At 48.2% G+C, this 24376-nt stretch carries 20 protein-coding genes and 1 tRNA gene; 4 read left to right on the top strand and 17 right to left on the bottom strand.

Features of this window, described 5'->3' with window-relative positions; genetic code table 11:
• Positions 1 to 51: 51 nt before the first annotated feature.
• The 6 genes from darG to rpsU all read right to left on the bottom strand — a co-directional run bounded on the left by darG (position 52) and on the right by rpsU (position 6561).
• Complete coding sequence (gene darG, locus OLMES_RS22790; protein WP_087463370.1) at positions 52 to 1128, bottom strand: type II toxin-antitoxin system antitoxin DNA ADP-ribosyl glycohydrolase DarG; 1077 nt, start codon at positions 1126 to 1128, stop codon at positions 52 to 54.
• A gap of 458 nt (positions 1129 to 1586) precedes the next feature.
• Positions 1587 to 1663, bottom strand: a tRNA-Ile gene (locus OLMES_RS22785).
• Positions 1664 to 1729: 66 nt separating this feature from the next.
• Positions 1730 to 3580: an RNA polymerase sigma factor RpoD gene (gene rpoD, locus OLMES_RS22780; RefSeq protein WP_087463369.1), complete on the bottom strand. Its 1851-nt coding sequence runs from the start codon at positions 3578 to 3580 to the stop codon at positions 1730 to 1732.
• A gap of 101 nt (positions 3581 to 3681) precedes the next feature.
• Complete coding sequence (gene dnaG, locus OLMES_RS22775) at positions 3682 to 5649, bottom strand: DNA primase (protein ID WP_198343088.1); 1968 nt, start codon at positions 5647 to 5649, stop codon at positions 3682 to 3684.
• Positions 5650 to 5832: 183 nt separating this feature from the next.
• Positions 5833 to 6288 carry a GatB/YqeY domain-containing protein gene (locus OLMES_RS22770; protein ID WP_087463367.1) on the bottom strand — a complete coding sequence of 152 codons (456 nt, stop codon included), beginning with the start codon at positions 6286 to 6288 and terminating at the stop codon, positions 5833 to 5835.
• 57 nt (positions 6289 to 6345) lie between these two features.
• Positions 6346 to 6561 carry a 30S ribosomal protein S21 gene (gene rpsU / locus OLMES_RS22765; protein WP_087463366.1) on the bottom strand — a complete coding sequence of 72 codons (216 nt, stop codon included), beginning with the start codon at positions 6559 to 6561 and terminating at the stop codon, positions 6346 to 6348.
• 392 nt (positions 6562 to 6953) lie between these two features.
• Here rpsU and tsaD point away from each other — a divergent pair, with 392 nt between their 5' ends.
• Positions 6954 to 7985 (top strand): tRNA (adenosine(37)-N6)-threonylcarbamoyltransferase complex transferase subunit TsaD, encoded by a 1032-nt coding sequence (gene tsaD, locus OLMES_RS22760; protein WP_087463365.1) that lies wholly within the window; start codon positions 6954 to 6956, stop codon positions 7983 to 7985.
• A gap of 42 nt (positions 7986 to 8027) precedes the next feature.
• Here the strand turns inward: tsaD and plsY are convergent, their stop codons facing one another.
• Positions 8028 to 8621, bottom strand: coding sequence for a glycerol-3-phosphate 1-O-acyltransferase PlsY (plsY, locus tag OLMES_RS22755; protein WP_087463364.1), 594 nt, complete (start codon positions 8619 to 8621; stop codon positions 8028 to 8030).
• 226 nt (positions 8622 to 8847) lie between these two features.
• Here plsY and folB point away from each other — a divergent pair, with 226 nt between their 5' ends.
• Together folB and folK (OLMES_RS22745) are read left to right on the top strand one after the other, a co-directional pair.
• On the top strand, positions 8848 to 9213 hold the full coding sequence (gene folB, locus OLMES_RS22750; RefSeq protein ID WP_087463363.1) for a dihydroneopterin aldolase: 366 nt from the start codon (positions 8848 to 8850) through the stop codon (positions 9211 to 9213).
• The gene (folK, locus tag OLMES_RS22745) at positions 9206 to 9721 is read left to right on the top strand and encodes a 2-amino-4-hydroxy-6-hydroxymethyldihydropteridine diphosphokinase (protein WP_087463362.1); all 516 of its coding nucleotides are present in this window, start codon (positions 9206 to 9208) and stop codon (positions 9719 to 9721) included. The genes folB and folK (OLMES_RS22745) overlap by 8 nt, the downstream gene beginning before the upstream one ends.
• 68 nt (positions 9722 to 9789) lie before the next feature.
• Here the strand turns inward: folK (OLMES_RS22745) and pgi are convergent, their stop codons facing one another.
• From pgi to dksA, 9 genes are all read right to left on the bottom strand, one after another.
• Positions 9790 to 11481 carry a glucose-6-phosphate isomerase gene (pgi, locus tag OLMES_RS22740; protein ID WP_269767729.1) on the bottom strand — a complete coding sequence of 564 codons (1692 nt, stop codon included), beginning with the start codon at positions 11479 to 11481 and terminating at the stop codon, positions 9790 to 9792.
• A gap of 63 nt (positions 11482 to 11544) precedes the next feature.
• Positions 11545 to 12414, bottom strand: a complete 870-nt coding sequence (gene panC, locus OLMES_RS22735; RefSeq protein WP_087463361.1) for a pantoate--beta-alanine ligase — start codon at positions 12412 to 12414, stop codon at positions 11545 to 11547.
• A 186-nt stretch (positions 12415 to 12600) separates the two neighbouring features.
• Positions 12601 to 13392: a 3-methyl-2-oxobutanoate hydroxymethyltransferase gene (gene panB / locus OLMES_RS22730; protein ID WP_087463360.1), complete on the bottom strand. Its 792-nt coding sequence runs from the start codon at positions 13390 to 13392 to the stop codon at positions 12601 to 12603.
• A 90-nt stretch (positions 13393 to 13482) separates the two neighbouring features.
• Positions 13483 to 13992 (bottom strand): 2-amino-4-hydroxy-6-hydroxymethyldihydropteridine diphosphokinase, encoded by a 510-nt coding sequence (gene folK, locus OLMES_RS22725; RefSeq protein WP_087463359.1) that lies wholly within the window; start codon positions 13990 to 13992, stop codon positions 13483 to 13485.
• Positions 13993 to 14062: 70 nt separating this feature from the next.
• Positions 14063 to 15427 (bottom strand): polynucleotide adenylyltransferase PcnB, encoded by a 1365-nt coding sequence (gene pcnB, locus OLMES_RS22720; protein WP_087463358.1) that lies wholly within the window; start codon positions 15425 to 15427, stop codon positions 14063 to 14065.
• A gap of 1122 nt (positions 15428 to 16549) precedes the next feature.
• Positions 16550 to 17938: a sigma-54-dependent transcriptional regulator gene (locus tag OLMES_RS22715; protein WP_087463357.1), complete on the bottom strand. Its 1389-nt coding sequence runs from the start codon at positions 17936 to 17938 to the stop codon at positions 16550 to 16552.
• A 2-nt stretch (positions 17939 to 17940) separates the two neighbouring features.
• Positions 17941 to 20901 carry an ATP-binding protein gene (locus tag OLMES_RS22710; RefSeq protein ID WP_087463356.1) on the bottom strand — a complete coding sequence of 987 codons (2961 nt, stop codon included), beginning with the start codon at positions 20899 to 20901 and terminating at the stop codon, positions 17941 to 17943.
• A 396-nt stretch (positions 20902 to 21297) separates the two neighbouring features.
• On the bottom strand, positions 21298 to 22173 hold the full coding sequence (gluQRS, locus tag OLMES_RS22705) for a tRNA glutamyl-Q(34) synthetase GluQRS (RefSeq protein WP_087463355.1): 876 nt from the start codon (positions 22171 to 22173) through the stop codon (positions 21298 to 21300).
• 155 nt (positions 22174 to 22328) lie between these two features.
• Positions 22329 to 22778, bottom strand: a complete 450-nt coding sequence (gene dksA, locus OLMES_RS22700; protein ID WP_087463354.1) for an RNA polymerase-binding protein DksA — start codon at positions 22776 to 22778, stop codon at positions 22329 to 22331.
• Between the two features lie 427 nt (positions 22779 to 23205).
• On the opposite strand from dksA, the gene sfsA reads away from it, so the two are divergent.
• A complete protein-coding gene (sfsA, locus tag OLMES_RS22695) occupies positions 23206 to 23937 on the top strand; it encodes a DNA/RNA nuclease SfsA (RefSeq protein WP_087463353.1) in 732 nt (243 codons plus the stop codon).
• Here the strand turns inward: sfsA and OLMES_RS22690 are convergent.
• Positions 23934 to 24278: a Rieske (2Fe-2S) protein gene (locus tag OLMES_RS22690; protein ID WP_087463352.1), complete on the bottom strand. Its 345-nt coding sequence runs from the start codon at positions 24276 to 24278 to the stop codon at positions 23934 to 23936. The genes sfsA and OLMES_RS22690 overlap by 4 nt on opposite strands.
• Positions 24279 to 24376: the final 98 nt, after the last annotated feature.

The raw sequence follows: 24376 nt of genomic DNA, 5'->3' as shown, positions 1-24376 counted from the left end.
TAGGTAACTACTGAAATGGCAACAGCCCTTAGTGAGCGATACACAATCTTCTTAGAAAGAGATGGTTGATGTCTCTTTTAATCTATTGAGAGCAAACGCTATATGTTTTGGCTCGAATAGCCTTACCTTTCTATCTGACCAAGGCTTTCCAGCAGGCCACTCTTTTAGCCCACGTTGGATTGATTCGAGAGTCGGCTCATAGTTACCTTCTTTCAACAACCAGTCGACTGTAGATAACAATTCCATGCCGTAAGGCGATTCAAAACCATCAATTAGTGTGCACGTTTTTTCAAGCGCATCAACATACTGAGACGCTTCCGATTTGAGATAAGTTTGGACATAGTCTTTCTTATCGTCATTAAACCAAATGACATCCTCTGGCGAGCTATCCGGAATACGCTTATCCGCTATTAGGTAGCTTCCATCTAACGCATTTAATAGATGACTCAGATTACTTGCAAAGGGTCCATAATTCTTTGCCTCAAAGTTCAGCTTGAGATTGTTTTTAAGACCTTCAGCATCAATAACCCTTTGCAGAAACCAGGCAAACTTCTGAATTTCCAGCAAGCTACATTCTATGCCTAATACCCAATAACGTCTGATCAGCTCTGAAATCATCGCGCGCTCTGCCGTCAGCTTGGTAACGCCCTTGTCCTTTGTAACATTTTGATACTGTTTTGTGGGTTCAAAGATGAGAATGTCAACGCCTTCTAGATCCGCTAAAGCGGCTTCAACTTTGGGTTTCACTTCTTTCCAGTCCAACCCTCCATTGCCTGCACCTAATGGGGGGATTGCAATCGATTTAACGTCGTTTTCAATGATGAACCGATGTAAATCAATAAGGCCTTCTTCAACCCATTCAATCTTAGATCTGGCACGCCAATGCTGTTTAGTCGGAAAGTTAATGATCCATTTTGGCCCCATCAGCTCTCCCGTTTCTGTAACAAACATCTTACCCGTGACAACTTCATTGTTCTTGCAGGCTTTTGCATATGCTTGCATGTTATGGGCAAAACGCTCTTTAAACATGAGCGCGATACCTTTACCCATAACACCTACGGTATTAACAGTATTAACAAGGGCTTCGGCAGGCGCTTCTAATAAGTTTCCGGTTGTGTAAGTAATCATTAAAAATACCAGCCAAGTCTCGTGTATACCTCTAATTGCAGGTTACGTAGACTCAATTGTTTATCCAGACTCTTTTTCACATTATCAGTTTTGCAGACTATTATCGAGTATCCAGGGGGTATTGTCTCTATGAATGATTCGCCAGATAAGGGCTTTTTCTTGGTTGAGGTTTGTATAAATCATAGTCATCAACGTACCGAGAACATAAAAGGTTTGACGTCTACGAAAGTTGTACAGTCTGTTTGTGAAGCCAATTGATCAACTACAACTTTAGATGTCTTTAATATTTTTCCTTTAAAATGTAATAGTATGTTGTTGCGGGAATGAGTTAAAGCGGCGAAATTCTCGTTAATTTCTAGACTCAGAATTGGTGCTTGGCTTACAGCAAGAGAGGGGGGGAGCGAGTATTATTGCTAGATTTATCTGCTGTTTGCAGATTGAACCATCTTCTATCAAGATGGTGGGCCCTCCCAGACTTGAACTGGGGACCTACCGATTATGAGTCGGGTGCTCTAACCAACTGAGCTAAGGGCCCTTTTTAACGCGGGCGCCTATTATAATCAGAGATTATCCTAGACGCCAGTGTTTAGACGATAAAATTTTATTGATCGTCAATAAAACCACGCAAGTGGTCAGAACGACTTGGATGACGCAGTTTTCGAAGTGCTTTGGCTTCGATTTGACGGATACGCTCACGGGTTACGTCAAATTGTTTACCTACTTCTTCCAGTGTGTGATCCGTGTTCATTTCGATACCGAAACGCATCCGTAGTACCTTCGCCTCACGTGCTGTCAAGCCGGCAAGTACATTTCGGGTCGCTTCTCGGAGGCCTTCACCGGTTGCGGTATCCACCGGGGATTGGGCCTGGGTATCTTCGATAAAGTCGCCCAGATGGGAGTCTTCATCGTCACCAATCGGGGTTTCCATGGATATTGGCTCTTTTGCGATTTTCAGTACTTTTCGTACTTTATCTTCGGGCATATCCATGCGTTCACCCAGCTCTTCAGGGGTGGGCTCGCGGCCCATTTCCTGAAGCATTTGGCGTGAAATGCGGTTCAGTTTGTTGATCGTCTCAATCATATGAACCGGTATACGGATTGTACGCGCCTGGTCTGCGATAGACCGGGTGATCGCCTGACGAATCCACCATGTCGCATAAGTTGAGAATTTGTAACCACGGCGATATTCGAATTTATCCACCGCTTTCATCAAGCCGATGTTACCTTCCTGAATCAGGTCCAGGAATTGCAGTCCCCGGTTGGTATATTTCTTGGCGATAGAAATAACCAGTCGCAAGTTGGCCTCAACCATTTCCTTCTTCGCGCGGCGGGCTTTGGCTTCGCCAATGGAGATGCGTCGGTTGATTTCCTTGATTTCCGGGATTCCGATGCCGACTTCCGCTTCGTGGGTAGAGATTTTACGCTGCAAACGTGAAATTTCCTGAGCACGATCACCAATCGCCGGAGAGTAGTCTGCACCAGCCTCTGCCAGCTTGAATGCCCACTCGCGGTTTGTTTCATTGCCCGGGAAGGCTTTGATAAAAGCTTTGCGCGGCATTTTACATTCACGAGTACAAATGCTCATGATCATTCGTTCATGACTGCGGATCGCATCATTACGCTCACGAATCGTGCTGATCATGAGATCGAATTGGCGCCCAGCCAGTTTGAACGGGGCAAATACCTCTCCCAGTTCATTCAAGGCTTCAATCGTTTGTTTACTCAGGCGTCCGAATTGTTTTTCGGCCGAAAGCACTTTTTCATAAGCAGACTTCAAATCCGTGAAGCGCGCTCTTGCCAGTTCTGGATCTGGCCCGCTCTCGCCATCTTCGTCGGAGCTTGGTGTGTCGTCATCATCGCTGTCATCATCTGACTCATCAAGATCGACATCTTCAGAGCTCTCGCTTTCAACGCTTGGGCTCAGGAATGAGCCATCGTCCGGGTCAACGAAGCCGGAGATGATGTCGCTCAAGCGACCTTCTTCATCTTCCTGCAGGTTATCATAGGCTTCCAGCACGCTGGAGACGGCTCCGGGATAACAGGCCAGGGCAGCCATGACATCACGAATGCCTTCTTCGATGCGTTTGGCAATCTGGATTTCGCCTTCACGGGTCAACAGTTCCACTGTACCCATTTCACGCATGTACATGCGCACAGGATCGGTGGTACGGCCAACATCACTTTCAACAGACGCGAGAACGGCAGCGGCTTCCGCAGCAGCAGCTTCATCTGTAGAATCACCATCTGACATGAGCAGGGAATCGGCATCGGGAGCCTCTTCACATACTTGAATGCCCATATCGTTGATCATTCGAATAATGTCTTCGACCTGATCCGGATCTGCGATGTCTTCAGGGAGGTGGTCATTAACTTCTGCGTAGGTCAGGTACCCTTGTTCTTTACCACGACTTATGAGTTCTTTCAAACGGGATTGTGTAGAATTGCCTGACATATTCACCCTATGTTACTGATGGTGACAAATAAACTGACATTATAGCCTTGCGGGGCTTTTCACGCCACTTGAAAATGTATATAGTGGTGAATTGCCCAAATTCAAGCTGTAACAGCAGCTCTGTTTTTAAGTGTCTGTTTTACAGTGTAAAGTTTTTTCAACTCTTGTTTTTTCGCTTCCCCTAAGGGGCTTTCCTCCTGCAGCAGCGTTCGGATGCGTTGTTCTGTCCAGCTGATTTTCAACTGGTTTATTTCATCTTTCGCTTCCAGTTGTGCGACCTCTGCATCGGGGAATAATTCGATGGAGTCGAACAGGTTCTGAAAGCTTTGACGGTGTTTTTTGTTTTGACTCAATTGCGCCAGCACTTGTTCCGTTGTTGCTAGTTTTTGGTCGTGAATAAATTCGGCAAAGCCGAGAATTCGCTCTGCACTTTTGCTTCCCTGCATGTCCTGCAATTGAGCAATCACTTGTTCTGCTTGTGCTGGAGCAAGGTACAGCCCCAGGCAGACTTTCGCTCCGGGAGTGACTTTGTAGGCCAGTTCCGCAGGTTGTTTATAGTAGCCATCTTTTTGGTTTCGGGCAGACCGGTTTGGGTCGCTGTGTGATGGCTGAGAAGGGGCCGCTTGACCCTTTTTGCCCCGAAAAAAACGGGGGGATTCGTTTGCAGTCAACTTATACAGTTGATTTTTAATGCCTTGTTGTAATGTTCTGGCTTGGATCTGGCCTATCAGTGGTTGGGCAAGTGCGCGCAGTTTCCCCTTGTCTTCTGGTAGGGTTAAATCCAGGCCCTGGCTGTATACATCGAAGAAAAAGCTCGACAGTGGACGCGCAGAATCGAGTCTCGTTTTGAATGCATCTTTCCCTTCTTTTCGGATCAGGGAGTCGGGATCTTCGCCTTCCGGAATCAGCAGGAAGCGCAGGTCCATGCCGTCCTCGATCAGGCTCAGGCTGTTCTCCATCGCTTTTTGTGCCGCTTTAAAACCGGCACGGTCACCATCAAAACAAAAAGTAATTTCTTTGCAGTGCTTAAGTAGTGTTTTTAGGTTATCGTCGTTTGTCGCCGTGCCCAGCGTTGCTACCGCGTTACCTATGCCGAACTGTGCAAGTGCGATCACATCCAGGTAGCCCTCGACTACTACAAGTTGCGTAAGTTGGCGGTTGTTTCGCAGTGCTTCATATAACCCGTAAACTTCATTGCTTTTGTGGAAAACATCGGATTCCGGTGAATTGATGTACTTGGCATTGTCGTCGCCAAGTGTTCGCCCGCCAAAGGCAATCACCTGTCCCCTTGGGTTTCGAATCGGAAACATGACTCGGTTGCGGAATAGATCATAACTGGAACCGCCTTCGCCGCCGGTCATTTTCAACTGCCTAAGCAGGGGGATAAGATCCGGGTCACAATTCTGGGAAAGATTTCGCCACTCTGGCGGAGCAAACCCCAAACCAAATTGTTCGATAATGTCTGTTGATAAGCCGCGCTCCGTTAGGTACTTTCGGGCGACACTGCTTTGTTCGTGATTCTTCAGTTGTTGTCGATAAAACTGATCCGCATATTTCAGCGCATCCAATAGTCCTTTCGATTTTCGATGAAGTTGTTGTGTGCGCTCGTCGCGTGGGACTTCCATCCCGGCATGGCGCGCAAGTTCCTCTACCGCTTCTGTAAACGAAAGATTATCAAATTCGCGTAGAAAGGTAATGGCATTGCCGTTTGCCCCGCAGCCAAAACAGTGATAAAAGTTTTTTGCTGGAACGACATTGAAAGAGGGCGTTTTTTCATTATGAAAAGGGCAGCATGCTTTGTAGTTTGAGCCTGCTTTTTTTAAAGGCACACGGGTATTGATGACGCCATACAGGTCAGTACGGGCCAGTAGATCATCAATAAATGTTTGTGGAATCATTCCCGCCATAGATTTAGGTAATAATTCTCGCTGTCCAAGTGTGCCTGTGTATCTTTGCGCCGCAAAAAGTGCGTTAAGCCGCTCGTTCAGGCGGTTTTGCAGATACGGTTGCGTGTATTGACCCGGTAATGATCGCGGGGTTCTGGCTACAGGTGCAGAGCACGACGTCATTGAAGTCAGAACGAACCCAAATCAGGGCTGAACTTAAAATAATAGTAAGGATGAGAGTGATTACAAGGTAGTTGTAACGCAGCTATTATGCAGCGCAAAAAGGGTGCACTGTAGGGTGCACCCTTTCCGGCCAACAGTCACAGATCCGATAGCGTCGCTTAGAGAGCGCTATCGTTTCGATTATTACTGTGCGAGAGCTGCTTTGACTTTTTGGCTGACAGATCCAACATCGGCACGACCTTGTAATTTGGGCTTCAAAAGGTTCATTACCTTACCCATGTCCTGCATCGATGCGGCACCCGATTCTGCAATGGCAGAGGTGATGAGTTCACTGATTTCTTCATCAGTCAGGGCTTTGGGCAGAAAAGCCTGAATGACTTCAATTTCATTCGCTTCCACCTGTGCCAGATCATCTCTTCCTGCATCAGTATATTGTTTGACCGAATCGCGACGCTGTTTAACCATCTTGTCGAGAATGGCAAGCACGCGAGTGTCATCAACATCAATGCGTTCGTCAACTTCAACTTTTTTGATATCAGCAAGGATTAGTCGAATTGTACCTAATCGATTTTTGTCCTTCGCTTTCATGGCCTCTTTCATTGCAGAGGTAATTTGACTCTTCAGTGTTTCTTCAGCCATTGATTTCATTCCGTTGTGTTGACAGTCGTATTAATCGGGTCTGCTAACAAATGCTGCTTAGTAAAGTCTTTCGAAACGACGTTGCTCGCGCTGCAATTTCTTGGCGTGACGCTTAACTGCTGCTGCAGCTTTACGCTTACGAACTGAAGTTGGCTTCTCGTAGAATTCACGACGACGAACTTCAGAAAGAACACCTGCTTTTTCGCAGGAGCGTTTGAAGCGACGCAATGCTACGTCGAATGGTTCGTTTTCTTTTACTTTAACTGATGGCATTAAAAATTCACCTTCTCTCGCAATTAAATCACGTTAAGGTCGCTACTGTCAGCATACTTTGCGTCTACAGAGTCGGGCCTTTGATAATATGATGCAGGGAGCTTGTTTAACACTTTTCCAAAGTTAATACACTTCTTTCAAATTTAATGCACCGTTGGAGCCATTGACTTTTCACTCGAGTGAAACAGTCAACTTAAATTTGATTGGAAAATAGTCATGGTCCCTACATTCGGGCCGCGAATTCTAATCCTTATTTCATCTATTGTAAAGTGAAGTCGCTCTGAAGTTGATCAATTCGGGTAAAATTGTCACGGGTGATTTTATGGGTGCATTCACCTTGTTGCATATAATCTGGTAATCTTATTCGTTCGTTTAGATAAGGAGAGGCATTGGTGCTGGTTTTAGGTGTTGAAAGTTCATGTGATGAAACAGGCATCGCGTTGTATGACAGTGAGATGGGCTTGTTATCTCATGCACTGTACTCCCAGGTGGAAGTGCATGCTGATTATGGCGGTGTCGTTCCTGAATTAGCCTCTCGGGATCATATCCGGAAGACTTTGCCATTGATTCTGGAGGTTTTGGACAAGGCAGGAAAGACCCGGAAGGATCTGGATGCCATTGCCTATACTGCCGGGCCCGGACTGGTTGGCGCGCTTATGGTGGGGGCCGCAATTGCTCGCGCCTTGGCGATTGCTCTGAATATTCCGAGTATTGGTGTACATCACATGGAAGGGCATTTATTGGCACCAATGCTGGAATCATCCCCCCCTGAATTTCCTTTTATCGCGTTATTGGTATCGGGAGGGCACACCCAGTTGGTTCGGGTTGAAGGGCTTGGCCAGTATACATTGTTGGGTGAATCTCTTGATGACGCGGCGGGTGAGGCTTTTGATAAAGCGGCAAAAATGTTGGGGTTGGATTATCCCGGTGGGCCACGAATCGCGAAGTTGGCTGAACGGGGGAGTGCACGATTCAGTTTCCCTCGGCCCATGACAGACCGACCTGGCCTTGATTTCAGTTTTAGTGGTCTCAAAACGTTTACGCTCAACACGGTCATGGAGCATAAAGACGAAAACGGACAATTGTCAGAGGCGGTGGCTGCGGATATCGCCGCATCGTTTCAAGCCGCCGTAGTGGATACGCTGATGATAAAGTGTCGGCGAGCCCTGCGCGAAACGGGTTTGAAGCGTCTGATTATTGCCGGTGGGGTCAGTGCGAATACGGAATTGCGCCAAGCCCTGGAGGCGATGGTCCTGAAAGAAAAATCGAACGTTTACTACGCTCGGCCAGAATTCTGTACCGATAACGGTGCGATGATCGCTTATGCAGGTTGTCAAAGGCTGCTCGCCGGACAGTTTGACGAGGGCGGCCTGCAGGTGCGCGCTCGCTGGCCTATGGATGAACTGAGTCCAGTGGCTGAATGAGTGTTCAGGAGTGGTCGAGATTAGGCTATAGCGCGTGTCTGTTTAATTCTGTTTTCGGGTTTTTGCTTCTTGACGTCGTACTATGCGTATCAGGTTGTCGCGGTGGCGTACCCCAATCAATGCTGAGAGTATCAAAAAAACCAATGTAAAATCCGGATTGAATACAAGTGCCAGTACGGGGGCTATAAACGCACTCGTGAGTGAGGCGATGGAAGATGTATGACTCATTTTGAGAATGCTTCCCCACACTATAATGAGTATCAAGCTTGTTGCCGGTGCGATAACCAACCCGACGCCCAATGTCGTGGCAACCCCTTTGCCTCCCCGAAAACCGTGAAAGATTGGTAGCATGTGGCCAAGGATCGCAAACATGCCGACCATACCCTGCTCCAGAGGCGGTGCCGAAAGCAGTGCGGCAAGCCAGACGGGAATTACCCCCTTTAAGGCATCGCACAGCAGCGTGAACAGCGCGGGCTGGACTCCGCCCAGGCGGTAAATGTTGGTGGCGCCGGGGTTCTTTGAGCCATGAGTGCGAGGGTCAGGAAGATGCCAGAGTCGACAGGACAGTATTGCCCCGGAAATTGATCCAAGTAAATAAGCAATAAGACATAAGATGATGGCAATTGTAGAGATCATATTGTCGTTGCAGGCCGATTTTTTGATCCAGTTTTTGTCACGAACCAGTGATGATTAGTTGTGCGTCATTCGGTACAATATCGCCCTTTTTTTAATCCCTCAAGTTTTGCTTGCTGAATGCTGTCGAATGGCGTTGCACAAATTGTAAGTCTGTTCAGGTTTGTATTTGTGTCGGTATTGATCGATAGTATTCGTGTTAGCGCCTTTTCTTTTGGTATGAATTCTTATGGATATCGTATATATCCGTGGATTGCGGGTTCAAACGGTCATCGGTGTTTATGACTGGGAACGTACAATTCGCCAACCACTTTTACTGGATCTCGACCTGGCGTGGGATAACCGTCCCGCTGCTGAAAACGATGATCTGAAATTGGCGCTGGATTACGCTGAGGTGAGCCAGCATATTACGCAGATGATCGAGGCAAGCCAGTATCAGTTAATTGAAACTTTGGCAGAAAAGGTTGCCCATGAAGTGATGCAGCGTTTTTCTGTGCCTTGGTTGAGGCTCACGATCAGCAAGCCGACAGCGGTGGGGAATACCGATACGGTGGGCGTTGTGATCGAGCGGGGAGCTAAAATCACTGATGATTAAAGTGTATGTGAGTCTGGGTAGCAATATTGACCGCTATCGTCATATCACCGCGGCCTTGAATGCGTTGCAAAGTCGTTATGGTGTGCTCGATATTTCGCCGATTTACGAAAGTGAAGCCGTGGGCTTTGAGGGAGATTGTTTTTTGAATCTGGTGGTCGGTTTCCAAACCAGAGAGACAATCGGCCAATTGACGTCCGTGTTCAAGCAGATTGAAGATGCCCATGGTCGAGAGCGGGGGGGCGAACGTTTTTCGGCGCGAACGCTGGATCTTGACTTATTGCTCTATGCAGATCGGGTCGGCGTGCACGATGGCGTAATATTGCCTCGGGATGAGATATTGCACAATGCGTTTGTATTGTTACCGCTGGCAGATCTGGAGCCCGGGCTTCTACACCCGGTGGTGCAGAAAACCTATGCTGAGCTCTGGTCTGTTTATGATAAAAAGCAAAAACTATGGCCGGTAGATTTTGACTGGCAAGGAAAGCGTATTAGCTGCGCCGCCCAGTGATACGGCCTGAACAGGATATCCGGCGGGTCGAGGGGCGATTTGATTGCACAAAAAAGCTTTTTTAGGCTCTAGAAGTGTTTGTCGCGCCCCAGATACAGGTCAACCAGCCCCTGAGTCGATGCATCCAGGGTCGGGCTGGATTGCTCCCTGGCGGGGGCGGAGACGAGTTTCCTCAGGATCTCGTTACCCAATTGCTTGCCCAGTTCTACACCCCATTGATCAAACGAATTGATATCCCAAAGTGCACCTTGAACAAAAACCTTGTGTTCATACATGGCGATTAACGCACCGATTGTGCGTGGGGTCGCGCGCTCGAACAAGACGGTATTTGAAGGTTTGTTTCCTGGAATGACTTTGTGTGGTGCCAGTGCATCGGCTTCGCGGGCGCTCATACCCGCTGCAATCAGTTCCTGTTTGGCTTCACTTAGGGTTTTTCCCTGCATCAGAGCTTGTGTCTGGCTCAAACAATTGGCAAACAGAATGGCGTGATGGTTTGCCACCGGGTTATGGGTGTGTAATGGAATAATGAAATCAGCGGGTGCCAGCCGTGTTCCCTGATGCAGCAATTGGTGGTAGGCATGTTGACCATTTGCGCCAGCTCCACCCCAAATAATCGGGCCTGTCTGATAGTCCACTTCGTCGCCATTGTGCGTCACTCTTTTACCATTACTTTCCATATCCAGCTGTTGCAAGTGGGCAGGCAGACCGCGCAAATAGTGGTCATAGGGGAGTATGGCGTAAGAGTCTGCATCCATGAAATTGCTGTACCAGACGCCAAGTAGAGCTAAAATGATGGGCAGATTCTGATCGATGGGGGCGGTTCTAAAATGCTCATCCATCGCATAGGCGCCTGAAAGCAGTGCTCTGAAGCCATCCATGCCGATTGCGAGTGCAGTGGGCAGGCCAATTGCGGACCATAACGAGTATCGGCCGCCTACCCAATCCCACATTGGAAAAATATTATCTTCAGCAATGCCGAATTCGATTGCGGAGGGTACATTCGCTGTGATGGCGACGAAATGTTTACCAATTGTGTCTTCGCTGCCCCCGTTTTGCATGAACCAGTGGCGGGCCACTTTGGCATTTTCCAGTGTTTCCTGGGTGCCAAATGACTTTGATTGAATTAAAAAGAGTGTGGTTTCAGGATCAAGATGTTTGAGCACCTCAGTAATGTGGGTGCCGTCAATGTTGGCAACGTAGTGACAATTGAGGGTATCGTTCCAGTAGGGTTTAAGGGCCGCAGAAACCAGCTTTGGGCCCAGAAAAGAGCCGCCGATGCCAATACTGACAATGTCGGTAAATGGCAGGTTGGAAAAGCCGCGCCATTGTGTGCTGCGGATTTTCCAGGTGAACAGCTCCATCTTTTCCAGTGTGGCCCTTACTTCGGGCATCACATCCTGTCCATCGACGTAAATAGGGCGCTCGCTGGCATTCCTCAGCGCGATGTGTAAAGCAGGTCGCTGTTCCGAACGATTGATCTGCTCACCCCTGAACATCTCATTGACCGCATCGGTAAGGCGTCGTTCTTCTGCCAGGTCGGCGAGAAGTTTCATGGTCTTGGCGGTGATCAGGTTTTTGGAAAAATCCAGCTTTATGCCGGCCGCTTCGATAAAAAACTCACGAAATCGATTAGGGTTTGCCGCAAAGAGTTCACGCATATGCGTCTTTTTCATGGTATGTGCGTGTTGTTGCAATGCTTGCCACGCTTTGAGTTCCGTTATCGATTTTGCAGCATTTTTTGGGTTGCGGCTATTCAGCACTTGTACATCTCCATTTTGTTTTGATCTATGCCTGAACTTGGCCCGTGCAATACGCTCCAGAGGTTATGACGACAGTGTTACATTAATGTTGTCAATTAATCGGGTTTGCCCCAAAAAGGCTGCAGCAAGAATCGTGACAGTTTTATCGCTTATGTTTATTGGTGCAGAGGGTGTAACCGGTTGCAAGCTGGTACTGTCAACAATGTTGTAATAATCCGGCGTGAAACCTTTGCGGGTGAGTGCCTGTTCGGCTGCTAAAATGACTTGCTCGGGTATTTCGCCTTGTTGCAGTTGTGTCGCGCTGTTTTTTAGCGTCTGGTAGAGGGTTGGGGCGATTGCGCGCTGATCCGGAGTCAAGTAGCCGTTGCGGGAGCTCAGTGCGAGGCCATCAGTATCACGAGCGGTTTCCATTCCAATAATTTTTATCGGGAAAAAGAGATCCTCGGTCATCTTTCGAATCACGGCCAGTTGTTGGTAGTCTTTTTCGCCGAATACAGCGATATCAGGCATAACCATATTAAATAAAATTGAAACAACGGTCGTAACCCCGTTGAAGTGTCCCGGCCGACTTGCGCCACAATGAAGCTCCGTCAAAAAGGGTACGGATACCTGAGTTTGCTGCGCCATACCTCTGGGGTAGATCACCTCGGGGGTGGGTGTGAAGAGTAAGTGATTGCCATGTGCCTGGAGCTGACTGGCATCTTCTTGCAGCGTTCTGGGATAGGCGTCCAGATCCTCGTTAGCGCCAAACTGCATGGGATTGACAAAAATGCTGGTGACCACGAAGTCTGCGAGTTGGTGCGCTCTATCAACCAGACTAAGGTGGCCCGCATGCAGGTTTCCCATCGTTGGAACAAATGCGATTGTTTGTCCGGCGTTTCGCTCTGCCTGGATCGTTTCTCGAAGTTCTGAAAGCGTGTCTACGGTTTTCATCGCTAAAGTTTCATTGAGTCGATGACCCCTGGGTGTCACCGAAAGTGATTAATTAAAAAGCGTGAACCACCGGAGAGGCTTGGTCGCACCAGAATTTTACTGTTGCGGCCTTCGCAATCCGGTAGTGTCACGCTATTACCCATTTGGACGCATTCAATATGCGTGTGCTGGATTTACCTTAGTTTATTATTCGAAGCCATGCTCTGGGCCGGGGAAATCTCCGGCTTTGACTTCGTTTACGTATTTCTGAATTGCGCTTGCGATACTTTCTGAGCCGGCCAAAAAGTCTTTCACAAAGCGAGGGCGCCGACCGGTACTGATGCCGAGCATGTCATGGATGACCAAAACCTGCGCATCTGTATTTGGGCCTGCACCAATACCGATCACAGGGACCGGGAGTGTTTCTGCGAGCTTTTTGCCCAAAGCGGTCGGAATGCACTCCACCAGAATCAGGTCGGCGCCGGATTCAACCATTGCCTGTGCATGCTCAAGTATCTGTTCTGCTTGTGCATCTTCACGTCCCTGGACTTTATAACCGCCGAATTTGTTGACCCATTGAGGCGTTAATCCCAGATGCCCACAGACGGGTATACCACGCTCACTGAGCAACGCAATGGTTTCGCAGAGCCAGTCCCCTCCTTCCAGCTTTACCATATGGGCGCCTGCTTGCATGAGTTCTGCGGCATTTGCCATTGCTGCTTCAGGCGTAGCGTAGGACATGAAGGGCATATCAGCCATAATCAATGATCCCTGGTTGCCATTTTTAACGCACTGAACATGATAAATCATATCTTCCATCGTGACCGGAAGTGTTGAGTCTTCACCCTGTAGTACCATGCCGAGTGAATCCCCAACCAAAATTACGTCTACGCCATTTGTGCTTACGGCATGAGCAAACGTGGCGTCATAGGCAGTCAAACAGGAAAACTTCTCGCGCTCTGTTTTCAATTTATGCAGTGTTTGAATTGTCGTTGCCATGTTAGGGTCTCTCGTGTTAGTTCGTTAGTCAGATACTGCTTGACCAGTATTCCCTGCTTCAGCGCATTTGTCGAGTCTATTGGGCTGGGCTCAATGCTTGAAAGCGCCAATTTTGTGCAGAGGGTTGTCGGGACATTTATCAATCAGCGCCAGGATTGTTGTTCCGCAGGGAAGGGTTGTATGGGGCGCTATTTCAGCCAAGGGAAGCAATACAAAGTTCCGGTTTGCCATTTCCAGGTGAGGGATGGTCAAATCGGGGGTTCGGATCTCTTGATTGCCGTATAGGATGATATCTAGGTCAATTAGGCGTTCTCCCCAGCGCCGTCCAGCAGTTCTGCCTTGTTCGGCCTCAATATTCTTCAGGACTTTGAGTAATGTCTGTGGCGACAGATTAGTTGTAATTTCGACGACGGCATTGGCGTAATCCGGTTGATCCTGAGGGCCCACCGGGTGGCTGCTATAGATCGAGGAGTAAGCGGTGATTGTGATACCGCTTACCTGACGTAGTCGACTGATGGCCTCGTTCAATTGCGCGTTAGGGTCGGCGAGGTTACTGCCGAGCGCAATGTAGACTTTTGGTGCGGTATGAGATGCTGCCAAAAGGACTCCCTTGTTATTCTTGTTAACTGCAAATCTGTATTAATTGGCGTTCCAGGCTAGTTGCGATAGCCTATTGATTTGGCTTTTGACCGGGTTTCTTCCTTGGGCCGGAGCGGCTTCTGCTGCGTTTTCTGGGGCCGTTGGGAACGGTGTCTTTTATCAGTTTACGCTTGCTGTGAGCGTCGGATTTTTGGTAATCCGTCCACCATTGACCAAGTCCATCCAGATTTTCTCCTGATTGCTCCCGGAGCAGCAAAAAGTCGTAAGAGGCTCTGAAGCGGGGATGGCTCGCAATCTGTTCCGCTCGTTTTCCCTGACGTTTTGGCAAACGTAGCTGCATTTCCCAGATTTCTTTCATCGGAATACCAAATCGTTTTGGAATCGAGGTTGCCCTGGTCTGTCGGTCGATCACTTTGTTCGCCGCCATGTGTAATGCCGGGAATGCAGAATTGCCTGCTTTTTGCGAGCGTTGCCATTCGTCTTGTAATGGTAGCCAGAGAAACGCAGAGTAAAGAAACGCAGGGGTTACCGGCTTGTCTTGTTTGATGCGAATATCTGTATTTTTGAGTGCGATTTCAATAAATCGGTAATCCCGTTCATTGTTTTGATTCAGGCAGGCATCTGCATCCGGGAACAGGTGTTTGAACAGGCCGAGTTCCCGAAGCATGAGAAAATTCTCCAATGCGTGGCCTGACATGAACAGTTTTAGAACTTCTTCAAAGAGTCTCGCAGACGGAATATGCGCTAGCAAGTCTGCCAGCTCCGTAATTGGCTTCGCCGTTGATGGCTCGAGATCAAAGTCCAGTTTAGTTGCAAAGCGAACTGCCCGAAGCATTCTGACAGGATCTTCGCGGTATCGGGTGTCCGGGTCTCCGATCAGTCTGAGCTGTTTTTTATTCAGGTCTTCAAGACCATTGGCGTAGTCATGGATTGAAAAGTCTTTCACACAGTAATAAAGTGCGTTAACCGTAAAGTCTCTTCTTAGCGCATCTTCTTCTTTGGTGCCGTAAACATTGTCCCGCAAGATCATGCCTTCTTCACTGCTGGCACTGTGTTTGTCATCTTCTTTATGCTGACCACGAAATGTTGCAACCTCTATGATTTCCCGCCCGAATAAAACATGAACCAGTTTAAATCGGCGGCCAATCAAGCGGGAATTTCGGAAGAGATTGTGTACTTCTTCAGGCGAAGCGCTGGTTGCGATATCAAAATCTTTAGGGTGTTTATGCAACAGTAAATCACGAACTCCACCTCCAACCAGGTAGGCTTCATGACCTGCTTTGTTAAGACGATAAAGAACTTTCAGGGCGTGATCGCTAATATCGTTCCGAGATACATGGTGTTCAGAGCGGGGAATGATATTCAGCTTTGGCTGACTTGGTAAGGCTTTTTTTCTTTTATTGCCTGGTAAATAATCGAGTAATTTTTTAATCATGACGCCTTGGTTTTGTCACAGAAAAACGTACCACTTTATTGTGGGCTCAATCTGTTGATGTACACGGTATGTGCCCGTCATTATAGTAGTTGGATTATGGTCATCGGCTTGTTTTACTATGCTCTATTCAGAGATTTATCAAGCCCGGTGTTGGCTAAGTCTACAGTAATGTTGACAACTTGGCGAGTAGGGTGGTGTTAGAGGTTGCAGCTTGGTCGATGACCCGTTGCTGGAAACGATTTGCGTCAGGATGTTAGTAAAGGAGCAAACAGGGAAAGCAGCCGCTTTCCCATGCTGAGAAGAGTAGACAATTTGTTATTGTTGTTGCGTCCTTGTCCCATAGCGTTTTCGTAAGGCATCTTGGTTGCCGTTAGGCTACGTTTGATGCTAATAAGTTTCATCGACACATCCTTCGGAGTAAGTATTAAATCGACAATATTGTTAAGTTAAGACGCTGCATTTGTAACTGTTTTTATTTTTGTTTTGAGCTTGTCTGAATATTTGTCTATTTATTTCACCTACTGTAAGACCGAATTATGAACTCCGACTTACTCTATGCCTTTTGTTATTTTTGTTTATAGGCCAGTGTGGGTTTTTATTTTTGTTTTACTAAGTTTGTTATTTTTGTTTGCGCTAAATATTGCAGGGGCTGTGCCAGGAATTGCTAATTCAAGAAAATCAATGGGATAGCATTTTTGGGGGATTTGAAATTAGAGTGGTGTTACTAATTTTGTTACCTCACTGGACTGATTTATCTTTTTCTGTGTTTCTTCAGGTAACACGAGTCGGGGTGAGTAACATGTCAGTTTTCGAGTTGGGAGGATGTAAATGCAGCTCGTGTTTATTTTGTTTGATCTAGTGTACCACCTAGTGGGTAGTTGTACTGTCGTTATTTTTAGTATAGGTGTTATTTGATAAATGTCCTGTTAAATTTTGGACATGTTGGGGGGGTGTGGTTGAAGTGATCGTTCTGTCACAGGGGATCTGCTTGTTTTACCCGTCATCTCCCTTCGCGCCGCCCTTTCTCACGCACTTGCCGGAGCGGCTGAATGTTGCAAGAGCGGGGCACGGAAGAAGAGTAATTCGATAATACGTGGTGTTGGAAGGTCGTCCGGATGAAGTTTATTTGTTCGCTTTCTTGCGTGGAATACCGAGTCGCTGTCTTCTTTCCCACAGGCTTTTGCGGCTGATTCCGAGTTTCTGCGCGAGTTCGGTTTCGCTCATCTTGTCCTGGTTTTCGAGAACGAAATGTTGAAAGTAGTCCTCCAATGACAGATCCTGCGGTTTTTCGTCATGGCTTTCGTTGGAAGATGCGGCAAGTCCGGTTGATAACTTGTGCACTTCAGTATCGGTTTCCAGGTCGAGCAATGGTGCATCGATCACGTCACCGTCACACAGAATAACCGCTCGTTCTATTGCATTTTCCAGTTCACGTACATTACCTGGCCAGTTGTGGGATTGGATAGCCAGCATTGCTTCCGGAGATAACTGGGCTCTTGAGCGACCCACTTTCTCACAAATTTTATCGAGTAAGCGTTTGGCCAACCCCAAGCGATCATCCCCTCGTTCCCTGAGCGCGGGTAAACGAATTTGCATGACATTCAGGCGATAGTAAAGATCTTCCCGAAACTCACCGGTTTTGGAGAGGGCTCGTAGATTCCGGTGTGTTGCGGCAATGAGTCTCACATTGACTTGCTTTGATTGGGTTGAACCCACACGGCGTATTTCGCCTTCTTGTAGTACGCGTAATAATCGGGCCTGGGCCTCCAGTGGTAGCTCTCCGATTTCATCGAGGAACAGTGTGCCGCCGTCTGCAGCCTCAACCAAGCCGTTTCGTGCGTTGACTGCACCGGTAAAAGCGCCTTTCTCGTGCCCGAATAGTTCTGATTCAATGAGTGTTTCCGGTATCGCGGCACAATTCACGCAAATTAGTGGCTTGCCATTCCTGACACTGAACTGATGCAAAGCTCTGGCAGCCAGTTCCTTACCGGTTCCGGATTCACCTTGAATCAGCACGGTTGTATCTGTTGGTGCGACTTTACCAATCAAATGAAAGACCTTTTCCATGGCCTCACATTCACCGTAAATCAGGTCTTTGATTTCAAGGGGTTGACCGGAGGCGGTGGGGGTTTCTTCTGTTGTCGCTTCAGTTCGAACAGACTGTTTACGATTTAAAATCGAGGCAATTGCTGCCAGCATTTCATCGTGATCGAAGGGTTTGGCGATGTAGTCAACTGCGCCCATTTTCATCGAATCGACTGCTGATCTCAGACTTGCATAGCTTGTCATAATCAACACTGGGGCCGGGCTGGCGGCATCAATGAGCTCCGTGCCGGGCCTGCCGGGAAGTCGCAGGTCTGTGATCACGAGGTCGTATTCGGTGACGTTAAAGTTACTTAGTGCTTCATCCACCGAACCTGCACAATCCACCTCATATTGATTGTGCGTGAGGAGTTTCTGCAGTGCGGAACGAATGATATCCTCATCTTCAACCACAAGTATGCGATTCATAGTTATAAACCTGGTTCGTCTGATCTTTCTGTGAGTTTTTCAATTTGAGCTGGTAAGTTGATGATCACTTTAGTGCCTTGGCCGGTGACTGAGTCCGCGGGACTCGCGACTTCAATTTGGCCGTAGTGCTCTTCAATAATGCTGTATACCAGAGATAATCCTAACCCGGTGCCTCTATCGGGCCCTTTGGTTGTATAAAAAGGTTCGAATATGTGATCGAGCTGATCGGCGGGAATGCCGCACCCCATATCGGTAACTTCTATGATAGCGGAGTAGCCGTCCAGTTTACCAGTCACACGAATAATACTGCTTGCAGGCGAGGCATCTTTTGCGTTGCCGAGCAAGTTAATGAAAACCTGTACCAAGCGTTGTTCGTCACCGACAACGGCCAGATCGCTGGGAACCAGATTAAGGTATTCGATATCCAGTTCTTTGTCGCTCAGGGATAATAAGTCGATGGCTTCCTGGACACAACGGCGCATGTTTGATGAATCTTTTGCCATGGGTTGGGCGTAGTTTCCGGATCGGGAGAAATTCATCAAGGACTGTAAAATATTAGAAATCCGCTTGGTTTGATCAATGATCTGCTGGGAAATTGTCAGAACGGCTTCATTGTCCGTTTCCAGTTTCATATTTTGTGCCAGGCAGGCAATACCGGTAACCGGGTTGCCAATTTCGTGGGCTACCCCTGCTGCCAGGCGTCCGACAGAGGCGAGGCGTTCATTGTGGACCAGTTTGTCTTCCAGTAACTGGGTTTCGGTATTGTCTTCTACCAGAATAACCTGGCCCTGTTCGGTATTTTCCGGGCCGTCGATCATGGCTTTGTGCAGGCTTAACCAGTGCGGTGTACCCAGTAGGTCAATGCGTTGTTTATACAGGTGTGCATTTATGCCCTCTGCAAAGCTCAGCAGCAGTTCGCTCCACGGCATGGGCAACGTAAATATGCGCGAGCCTATAACGTCATTGGAGCTGATTGTGGTTAACTCTTCCATTGCCTGGTTCCACATCAGGATTTCCATGTCACTGCCCAGTGAACAGGCTGCAATAGGGAGGTTTTGCAGCGTTTGGCGATGATAGCGGCGCAAGCTGTCAAGCTCGGCTGCCAGGCCGGTCAGGCGGGACTGATAATCTTCCAGTGTGCGTTCGACATAATGAATGTCACGCCCTCTGGGTTGTTCCGACACCTTGTAACTCAGGTGACGCTTGACAATTTCCTGAGCGATTGACGGGCCCAGGAGTCCAGACAGGTTTGCTTCAATCTGATCCCGTAACCGGCGCAGTGCGTAGGGGCGGTACTCGGTCTCCGGTAGATTAAGTTCTTTTAAGGCGTCGGACACTTCTCGTTCCGCCATTTTTTGCCCCAGTGGTTTGCTGAGCGCAATTTTGAAGTCTTCAGAAGAGCCTGCTTCGAGCTCTCGTCGTGCTGGTCTGGACAATGCATCGACCGAGCAGGACTGTGCGGCACTTTGTTCTGCGGCTGGAGTGGTGGAAAATAGCGATATCAGTGCAAACAACATCGCATTGATGGTGAGCCCGCCCAGCGAGTAGATATGCCAGTGATCCATTGAAAGCTGGTAGTCGAGGTCGAAGGGCAAAGCTTGCAAAATGTCATAAGCAAACACGGCCGGTACAAACATGGCAAAGAACCAGATTGCCAGGCCGGTAACAAGTCCCGCCAGAACACCTTTATGATTGCCAATCGGCCAAAATAAAACGGCGAGTACCGCCGGGAGCAACTGTAGCCCCGCTGAGGATGTCAATGTGCTTAGCGTTGCCAGGCTGAGGTGTTCAGTAGAGGTGTAGTAGAACAGGTAAGCTGCTGCCAGAATGCTGAATGTGAGTGCACTCTTGATCCATTTCAGCCAGCTGTAGATATTGGCTTTATCCAGTGGTCGGTAAATTGGCAGAATGATATGGTTCAGGGAAATAGAGGAGAGTGCCAAAGTGGTAACAATAATCAGTGCGCTCGCTGCAGAGAGGCCCCCAATATAAGCGATTACCGCAATCACCGGCGAGTTCGTGGTGATTGTGATTCCGAGGGTAAAGTAATCCGGGATAGTTGGAGAGCCCGTTTTGATTGCGGCCCATAGAATCGGGGGGATTGGCAGACTGATCAGAAATAGATAAAGCGGAACACCCCAGCTTGCTTTATAAAGTGAACGCGGCGAGAGATTTTCTTTGAATGTCATATGGAACATGTGGGGTGCAACAATCGCGGAGGCGAAGAAAATCAGCAGCAAGGCGCGCCAGGGGCCGTCATCCAGATGTCGTTCGAACGCACTGACCCGTTTGCCATGGGCGTCAAGCCACTCATTCATCTCGGTAAAACCGCCGAAGATTTCATAAATAGCAAAGAAACCGATGGCAAGGAAGGCGACCAGTTTGACGATAGACTCAAATGCAATTGCAACAATAAGTCCCTCGCTTTTCTCGTTTTCACTGGTGCGCGTAGCACCAAACATGATCGCAAACGCAACCATGATGAAGCAGAAGAGAATGCCCAGGGTGTTTTTCGATGAGTGCGGCGCGAGGATTTTAATCGTGGATGTGACAATTTGAATTTGTAGCGCAATGAGGATTATGCCGGATACCAGGATAACCAGGGCGCTGGTTGTGCCCACCCAGGCACTTCGGTACCGGAAGGCCAATAAGTCTGCAAGTGAAGATAATTGAAATGTACGGGTGATCCGCAGTATGGGAACCAATAACACCGGAGCGAGCAGAAATGCACCACAGACACCTAGATAATAGGCAAGAAAGCCGAACCCGTTCTCATAGGCAAGTCCAACCGATCCGAACAGTGCCCAGGCACTGGCGTAGACGCCTAGCGATAAAATATAGGTTGCGGGATGGTTAACCCACTGACGGGGAACCCAGCCTGCTGTTGTTGCGTAAGCAACACCAAATAAAACGGAGAGGTAAGCGAGGCCAATCAACAACAGTTGTAACAGGTTAAAGCTCATGTTTATCCCGTCGTTGTTCCAGCCAGTATGACAGGCCAATTATGAATAGCCAGATCAGATAGGGGCGATACCATGAGCTGCCGGGGTCGATCCACCAGTCCATAATTACCGGAGAGAAAACGTAAATACTCAAAATGAGCAAAAATACTAAGCGGTATAAGTACATTGCTGGCTGTTATTTACCATCTACATATATTCCCAAACCTGCCATGAGCACGATTGATTAAAGCACATTTACAATGATTGGCTTTAGCACCACTCGTATCAGGGGCTCATGTGCCTGAAACGAGTGATGTTATCACATTTGTCCGGGAGCCTACATCTTCTGGATTAATAAAATCACAGTATTGCGGTATTTGATCACATACCGGAAAAAGGGGGTGTTGACATTTACGTTTAACGATTACGGGTGTTGCGCGCAAGGGTATTAAGCCATTGTGTCGCTGCCCAGGACAGGAGTGTTTCCGGATCACATGGCTGCATTGTTTCTGGCACTGGAAGTCCCAAAAATTCGAGTGCGTAGCGGAGGTTTTCCCGTACTTTGGTGTTTTCGAGTTCGGGGGCTTTGTTCTGCTTGCTTAACTTTTGGCCGTTTTGACCGCAGACCAATGGCGTGTGGTGGTAAAAAGGGGGGGGCGTGCTTAAGGTGTCATAGAGACTCAGCTGCATCGGGGTGGAGTCCAGCAAATCCTGGCCCCGCACGATGTGGGTTATTTCCTGGTCGATATCATCAATCACTACAGCAAGTTGATAGGCATAATACCCCTCTTTTCGTTTGACGACAAAGTCATCACTGATCGTAGTGGTATGGAATTTTTGCGTTCCACAGCCTGCATCCTGCCAAGTCCAGTCGGTCGTGGCCTGATTAAATTTCAGTGCGCTCTCAGCAGGGGCGGGAGTGTCGTGTGCAGCATTGAAGATGGTTGGGCAGTCATATTGGTGTCGGCCGTTATGCCGAGCCAGCATTTTGCGGCTACAGGGGCACCAATAAAGCTTTTCTGCCGCCGCAAGTCTGGATAATCCTGCTTCATAGTGTTCGGAACGTTTGGACTGGTAGAGCACTGGCTGATCCCAGTAAAGCGCGTGTCGCTCCAGGCTTTCGAGTATGGCGTCTGTGGCCCCCGGTTGCTCCCGTAAAGGGTCGATATCTTCGATTCGGACGAGCCATTCACCGTGATGTGCGCGGGCATCAAGATAGCTGGCCACTGCAGCAACCAGTGATCCCATATGGAGTTTACCGGTTGGTGATGGTGCGAATCGACCTCGATACATTAGTTTGGCCGTGGGCTGGCGGGGAATGGGGGATTAAGAGGCGTATTCACCGGTTCCCCTGAATCAGAAAACCGGTGTGCCAAGATGTTCCGCTGTGACGTAAGTGCAGGAATTTTTGGCAGTAGAGAAAACACAGAACATGCGCCGGCTATCCGTTAGATTCCGGTTTGTTTCTCTTTTATTTCGGCCACGGTTTTACACTCGATGCACAGCGTTGCTGTAGGTCGGGCCTCAAGACGGCGGATACCGATTTCGATACCACAGGAATCGCAGAAGCCGTAATCATCTTTGTCGATTCGATCGATAGTTTTGTCTATCTTTTTAATCAGTTTTCGTTCGCGATCCCGGGTACGCAACTCCAGGCTAAATTCTTCTTCCTGTGTAGCGCGATCTGCAGGGTCAGCATAGTTGGCGGCATCTTCCTGCATGTGATGCATGGTACGGTCAACTTCTTCCATGAGCTCCTGTTTCCAGGCCATTAGAATATGCCGGAAGTGCTTCAGCTGCCCATCACTCATGTATTCTTCACCGTCCTGGGGTTGGTAGGGGGTGAAATTGGTGAAGCCGTCAGTAGATTTTGGTAATTCAGTTTTATTTTCTGGCATAGTGCTGCCTCGTACTCACTGTCTGGAAGATCCGGCCGAGTCGGCCTCTTCTTTACTGCCCATTGTTCAAAATTTCAAGTGGACTGGATTCAACACCATTTCAATTCGGTCTGAATGCTCTACCACCGGTGCCTTTCATGTTCCTGGGGGTCAAAACCTTTAATCTCAGACCGCCCTGTTGTCCGAGCTTGCGAAAAATAGCAGATTCGTTTTTGAAGTGCCAATATTTTCGAAGTCATTTTAGTGATTTATACAGATTAGCATCTTTTTGGCGTATTGTTGACTTCCCCGGTTTCACTGAGTCTTTTGATTCGATGGTTTTGCACTGTATTAGGGCGAAATTTGTGTTTTAAAGTGCGGTTGTCCGGCGCAGTACGTTAAGATAGCCTTGTGTCAAAACGATGAATTTTATTTGGGAACTTGTGTTATGCGTTATGAAGAGCCGCTGTTGGAGGCGGTATTGATAAAACGATACAAACGTTTTTTGGCCGATGTAGAACTGCAACAGAGTGGCGAGAAAAAGGTTGTAACTGTTCATTGTCCCAACACTGGATCGATGAAAAACTGTCTGTATCCCGGCAGCCGGGTATGGTTGTGGGACTCAAGGAATGCCAAACGTAAGTTACCCTTGACCTGGGAGTTGGCTGAGTTACCAAATGGCGCAACGGTTTGTGTTAATACTGCCCGGCCGAATCAGCTCGTTGAAGAGGCGATCAAAAATGGCGTTATTTCCGAATTGAGCGGCTATCAGACGATTCGCAGGGAAGTGAAGTATGGCTCGGAAAATAGCCGCATTGACATACTCCTTGAGAATCATGCAGATGATGTGCGTAAGTGTTACGTCGAGGTTAAGAATGTGACGTTGCAGGAAGACGACGGATTCGGTTATTTCCCCGATGCAGTGAGTACCCGAGGGCAGAAGCATTTACGGGAGTTGATGGAAATGGTGCAGGCTGGGCATCGGGCAGTTTTGTTCTTCTGTGTTTCCCATACGACCATGGCAACCGTCTCCGCGGCGGCGCATATTGATCCTGAATATGCAAAAAACCTCTCCGAGGCCGTGAACCAGGGGGTAGAAGTGTATGCTTACCGTACTCGTATTTCCCAAGAGGAGATATATCTCCATGATCCTGTGGTCGTTCAGGTTGTCAAAGACTAAATCAGGTCCGGGTTTGCATAAATCAAATTGTTTTCAATGGCTACGGGTATCTTTTGCAAGTGCCGACCTTGACAGGGGCCGGCAATGCATAATCCATTGTTTATCTTGAAAAGCGCGCCGTGAACCGAGCACTGGATATACTCTTTCTCCAAGTCCATAAATCGATCTGGCATCCAGTTCAGCTCAACCCCGGTGTGAGGGCATTGGTTCAGATAGGCGTACACTTGCGTTTCGTGGCGCACGACCAATATGGATTGTCCTTGAATCTCAAACCCTCTGGCGTTGTTCGGTTCGATCTCATCAATTGAACAAAGTAAAGTGCGTTGAGTGTTTGGTGGCATACTGAGTGTCCTGTGCTTGAATAGTTGATGCCCTCTGTTTGCTAGATGCTCTGTGCCTGCCAGAGGCGCTCAAATAGCGCTATTCCGTACTCATACTC

Source organism: Oleiphilus messinensis (assembly GCF_002162375.1).
Classification (GTDB): domain Bacteria; phylum Pseudomonadota; class Gammaproteobacteria; order Pseudomonadales; family Oleiphilaceae; genus Oleiphilus; species Oleiphilus messinensis.
This window is presented reverse-complemented; position numbering and strand designations above follow the sequence as displayed.

What these genes read in the sequence shown, in the direction of transcription:
- darG (WP_087463370.1), bottom strand. Translation starts at nt 1,128, where the DNA reads ATGATTACTTACACAACCGGAAACTTATTAGAAGCGCCTGCCGAAGCC.
- rpoD (WP_087463369.1), bottom strand. Translation starts at nt 3,580, where the DNA reads ATGTCAGGCAATTCTACACAATCCCGTTTGAAAGAACTCATAAGTCGT.
- dnaG (WP_198343088.1), bottom strand. Translation starts at nt 5,649, where the DNA reads ATGACGTCGTGCTCTGCACCTGTAGCCAGAACCCCGCGATCATTACCG.
- OLMES_RS22770 (WP_087463367.1), bottom strand. Translation starts at nt 6,288, where the DNA reads ATGGCTGAAGAAACACTGAAGAGTCAAATTACCTCTGCAATGAAAGAG.
- rpsU (WP_087463366.1), bottom strand. Translation starts at nt 6,561, where the DNA reads ATGCCATCAGTTAAAGTAAAAGAAAACGAACCATTCGACGTAGCATTG.
- plsY (WP_087463364.1), bottom strand. Translation starts at nt 8,621, where the DNA reads ATGATCTCTACAATTGCCATCATCTTATGTCTTATTGCTTATTTACTT.
- folB (WP_087463363.1), top strand. Translation starts at nt 8,848, where the DNA reads ATGGATATCGTATATATCCGTGGATTGCGGGTTCAAACGGTCATCGGT.
- folK (WP_087463362.1), top strand. Translation starts at nt 9,206, where the DNA reads ATGATTAAAGTGTATGTGAGTCTGGGTAGCAATATTGACCGCTATCGT.
- panC (WP_087463361.1), bottom strand. Translation starts at nt 12,414, where the DNA reads ATGAAAACCGTAGACACGCTTTCAGAACTTCGAGAAACGATCCAGGCA.
- panB (WP_087463360.1), bottom strand. Translation starts at nt 13,392, where the DNA reads ATGGCAACGACAATTCAAACACTGCATAAATTGAAAACAGAGCGCGAG.
- pcnB (WP_087463358.1), bottom strand. Translation starts at nt 15,427, where the DNA reads ATGATTAAAAAATTACTCGATTATTTACCAGGCAATAAAAGAAAAAAA.
- OLMES_RS22715 (WP_087463357.1), bottom strand. Translation starts at nt 17,938, where the DNA reads ATGAATCGCATACTTGTGGTTGAAGATGAGGATATCATTCGTTCCGCA.
- OLMES_RS22710 (WP_087463356.1), bottom strand. Translation starts at nt 20,901, where the DNA reads ATGAGCTTTAACCTGTTACAACTGTTGTTGATTGGCCTCGCTTACCTC.
- gluQRS (WP_087463355.1), bottom strand. Translation starts at nt 22,173, where the DNA reads ATGTATCGAGGTCGATTCGCACCATCACCAACCGGTAAACTCCATATG.
- dksA (WP_087463354.1), bottom strand. Translation starts at nt 22,778, where the DNA reads ATGCCAGAAAATAAAACTGAATTACCAAAATCTACTGACGGCTTCACC.
- sfsA (WP_087463353.1), top strand. Translation starts at nt 23,206, where the DNA reads ATGCGTTATGAAGAGCCGCTGTTGGAGGCGGTATTGATAAAACGATAC.
- OLMES_RS22690 (WP_087463352.1), bottom strand. Translation starts at nt 24,278, where the DNA reads ATGCCACCAAACACTCAACGCACTTTACTTTGTTCAATTGATGAGATC.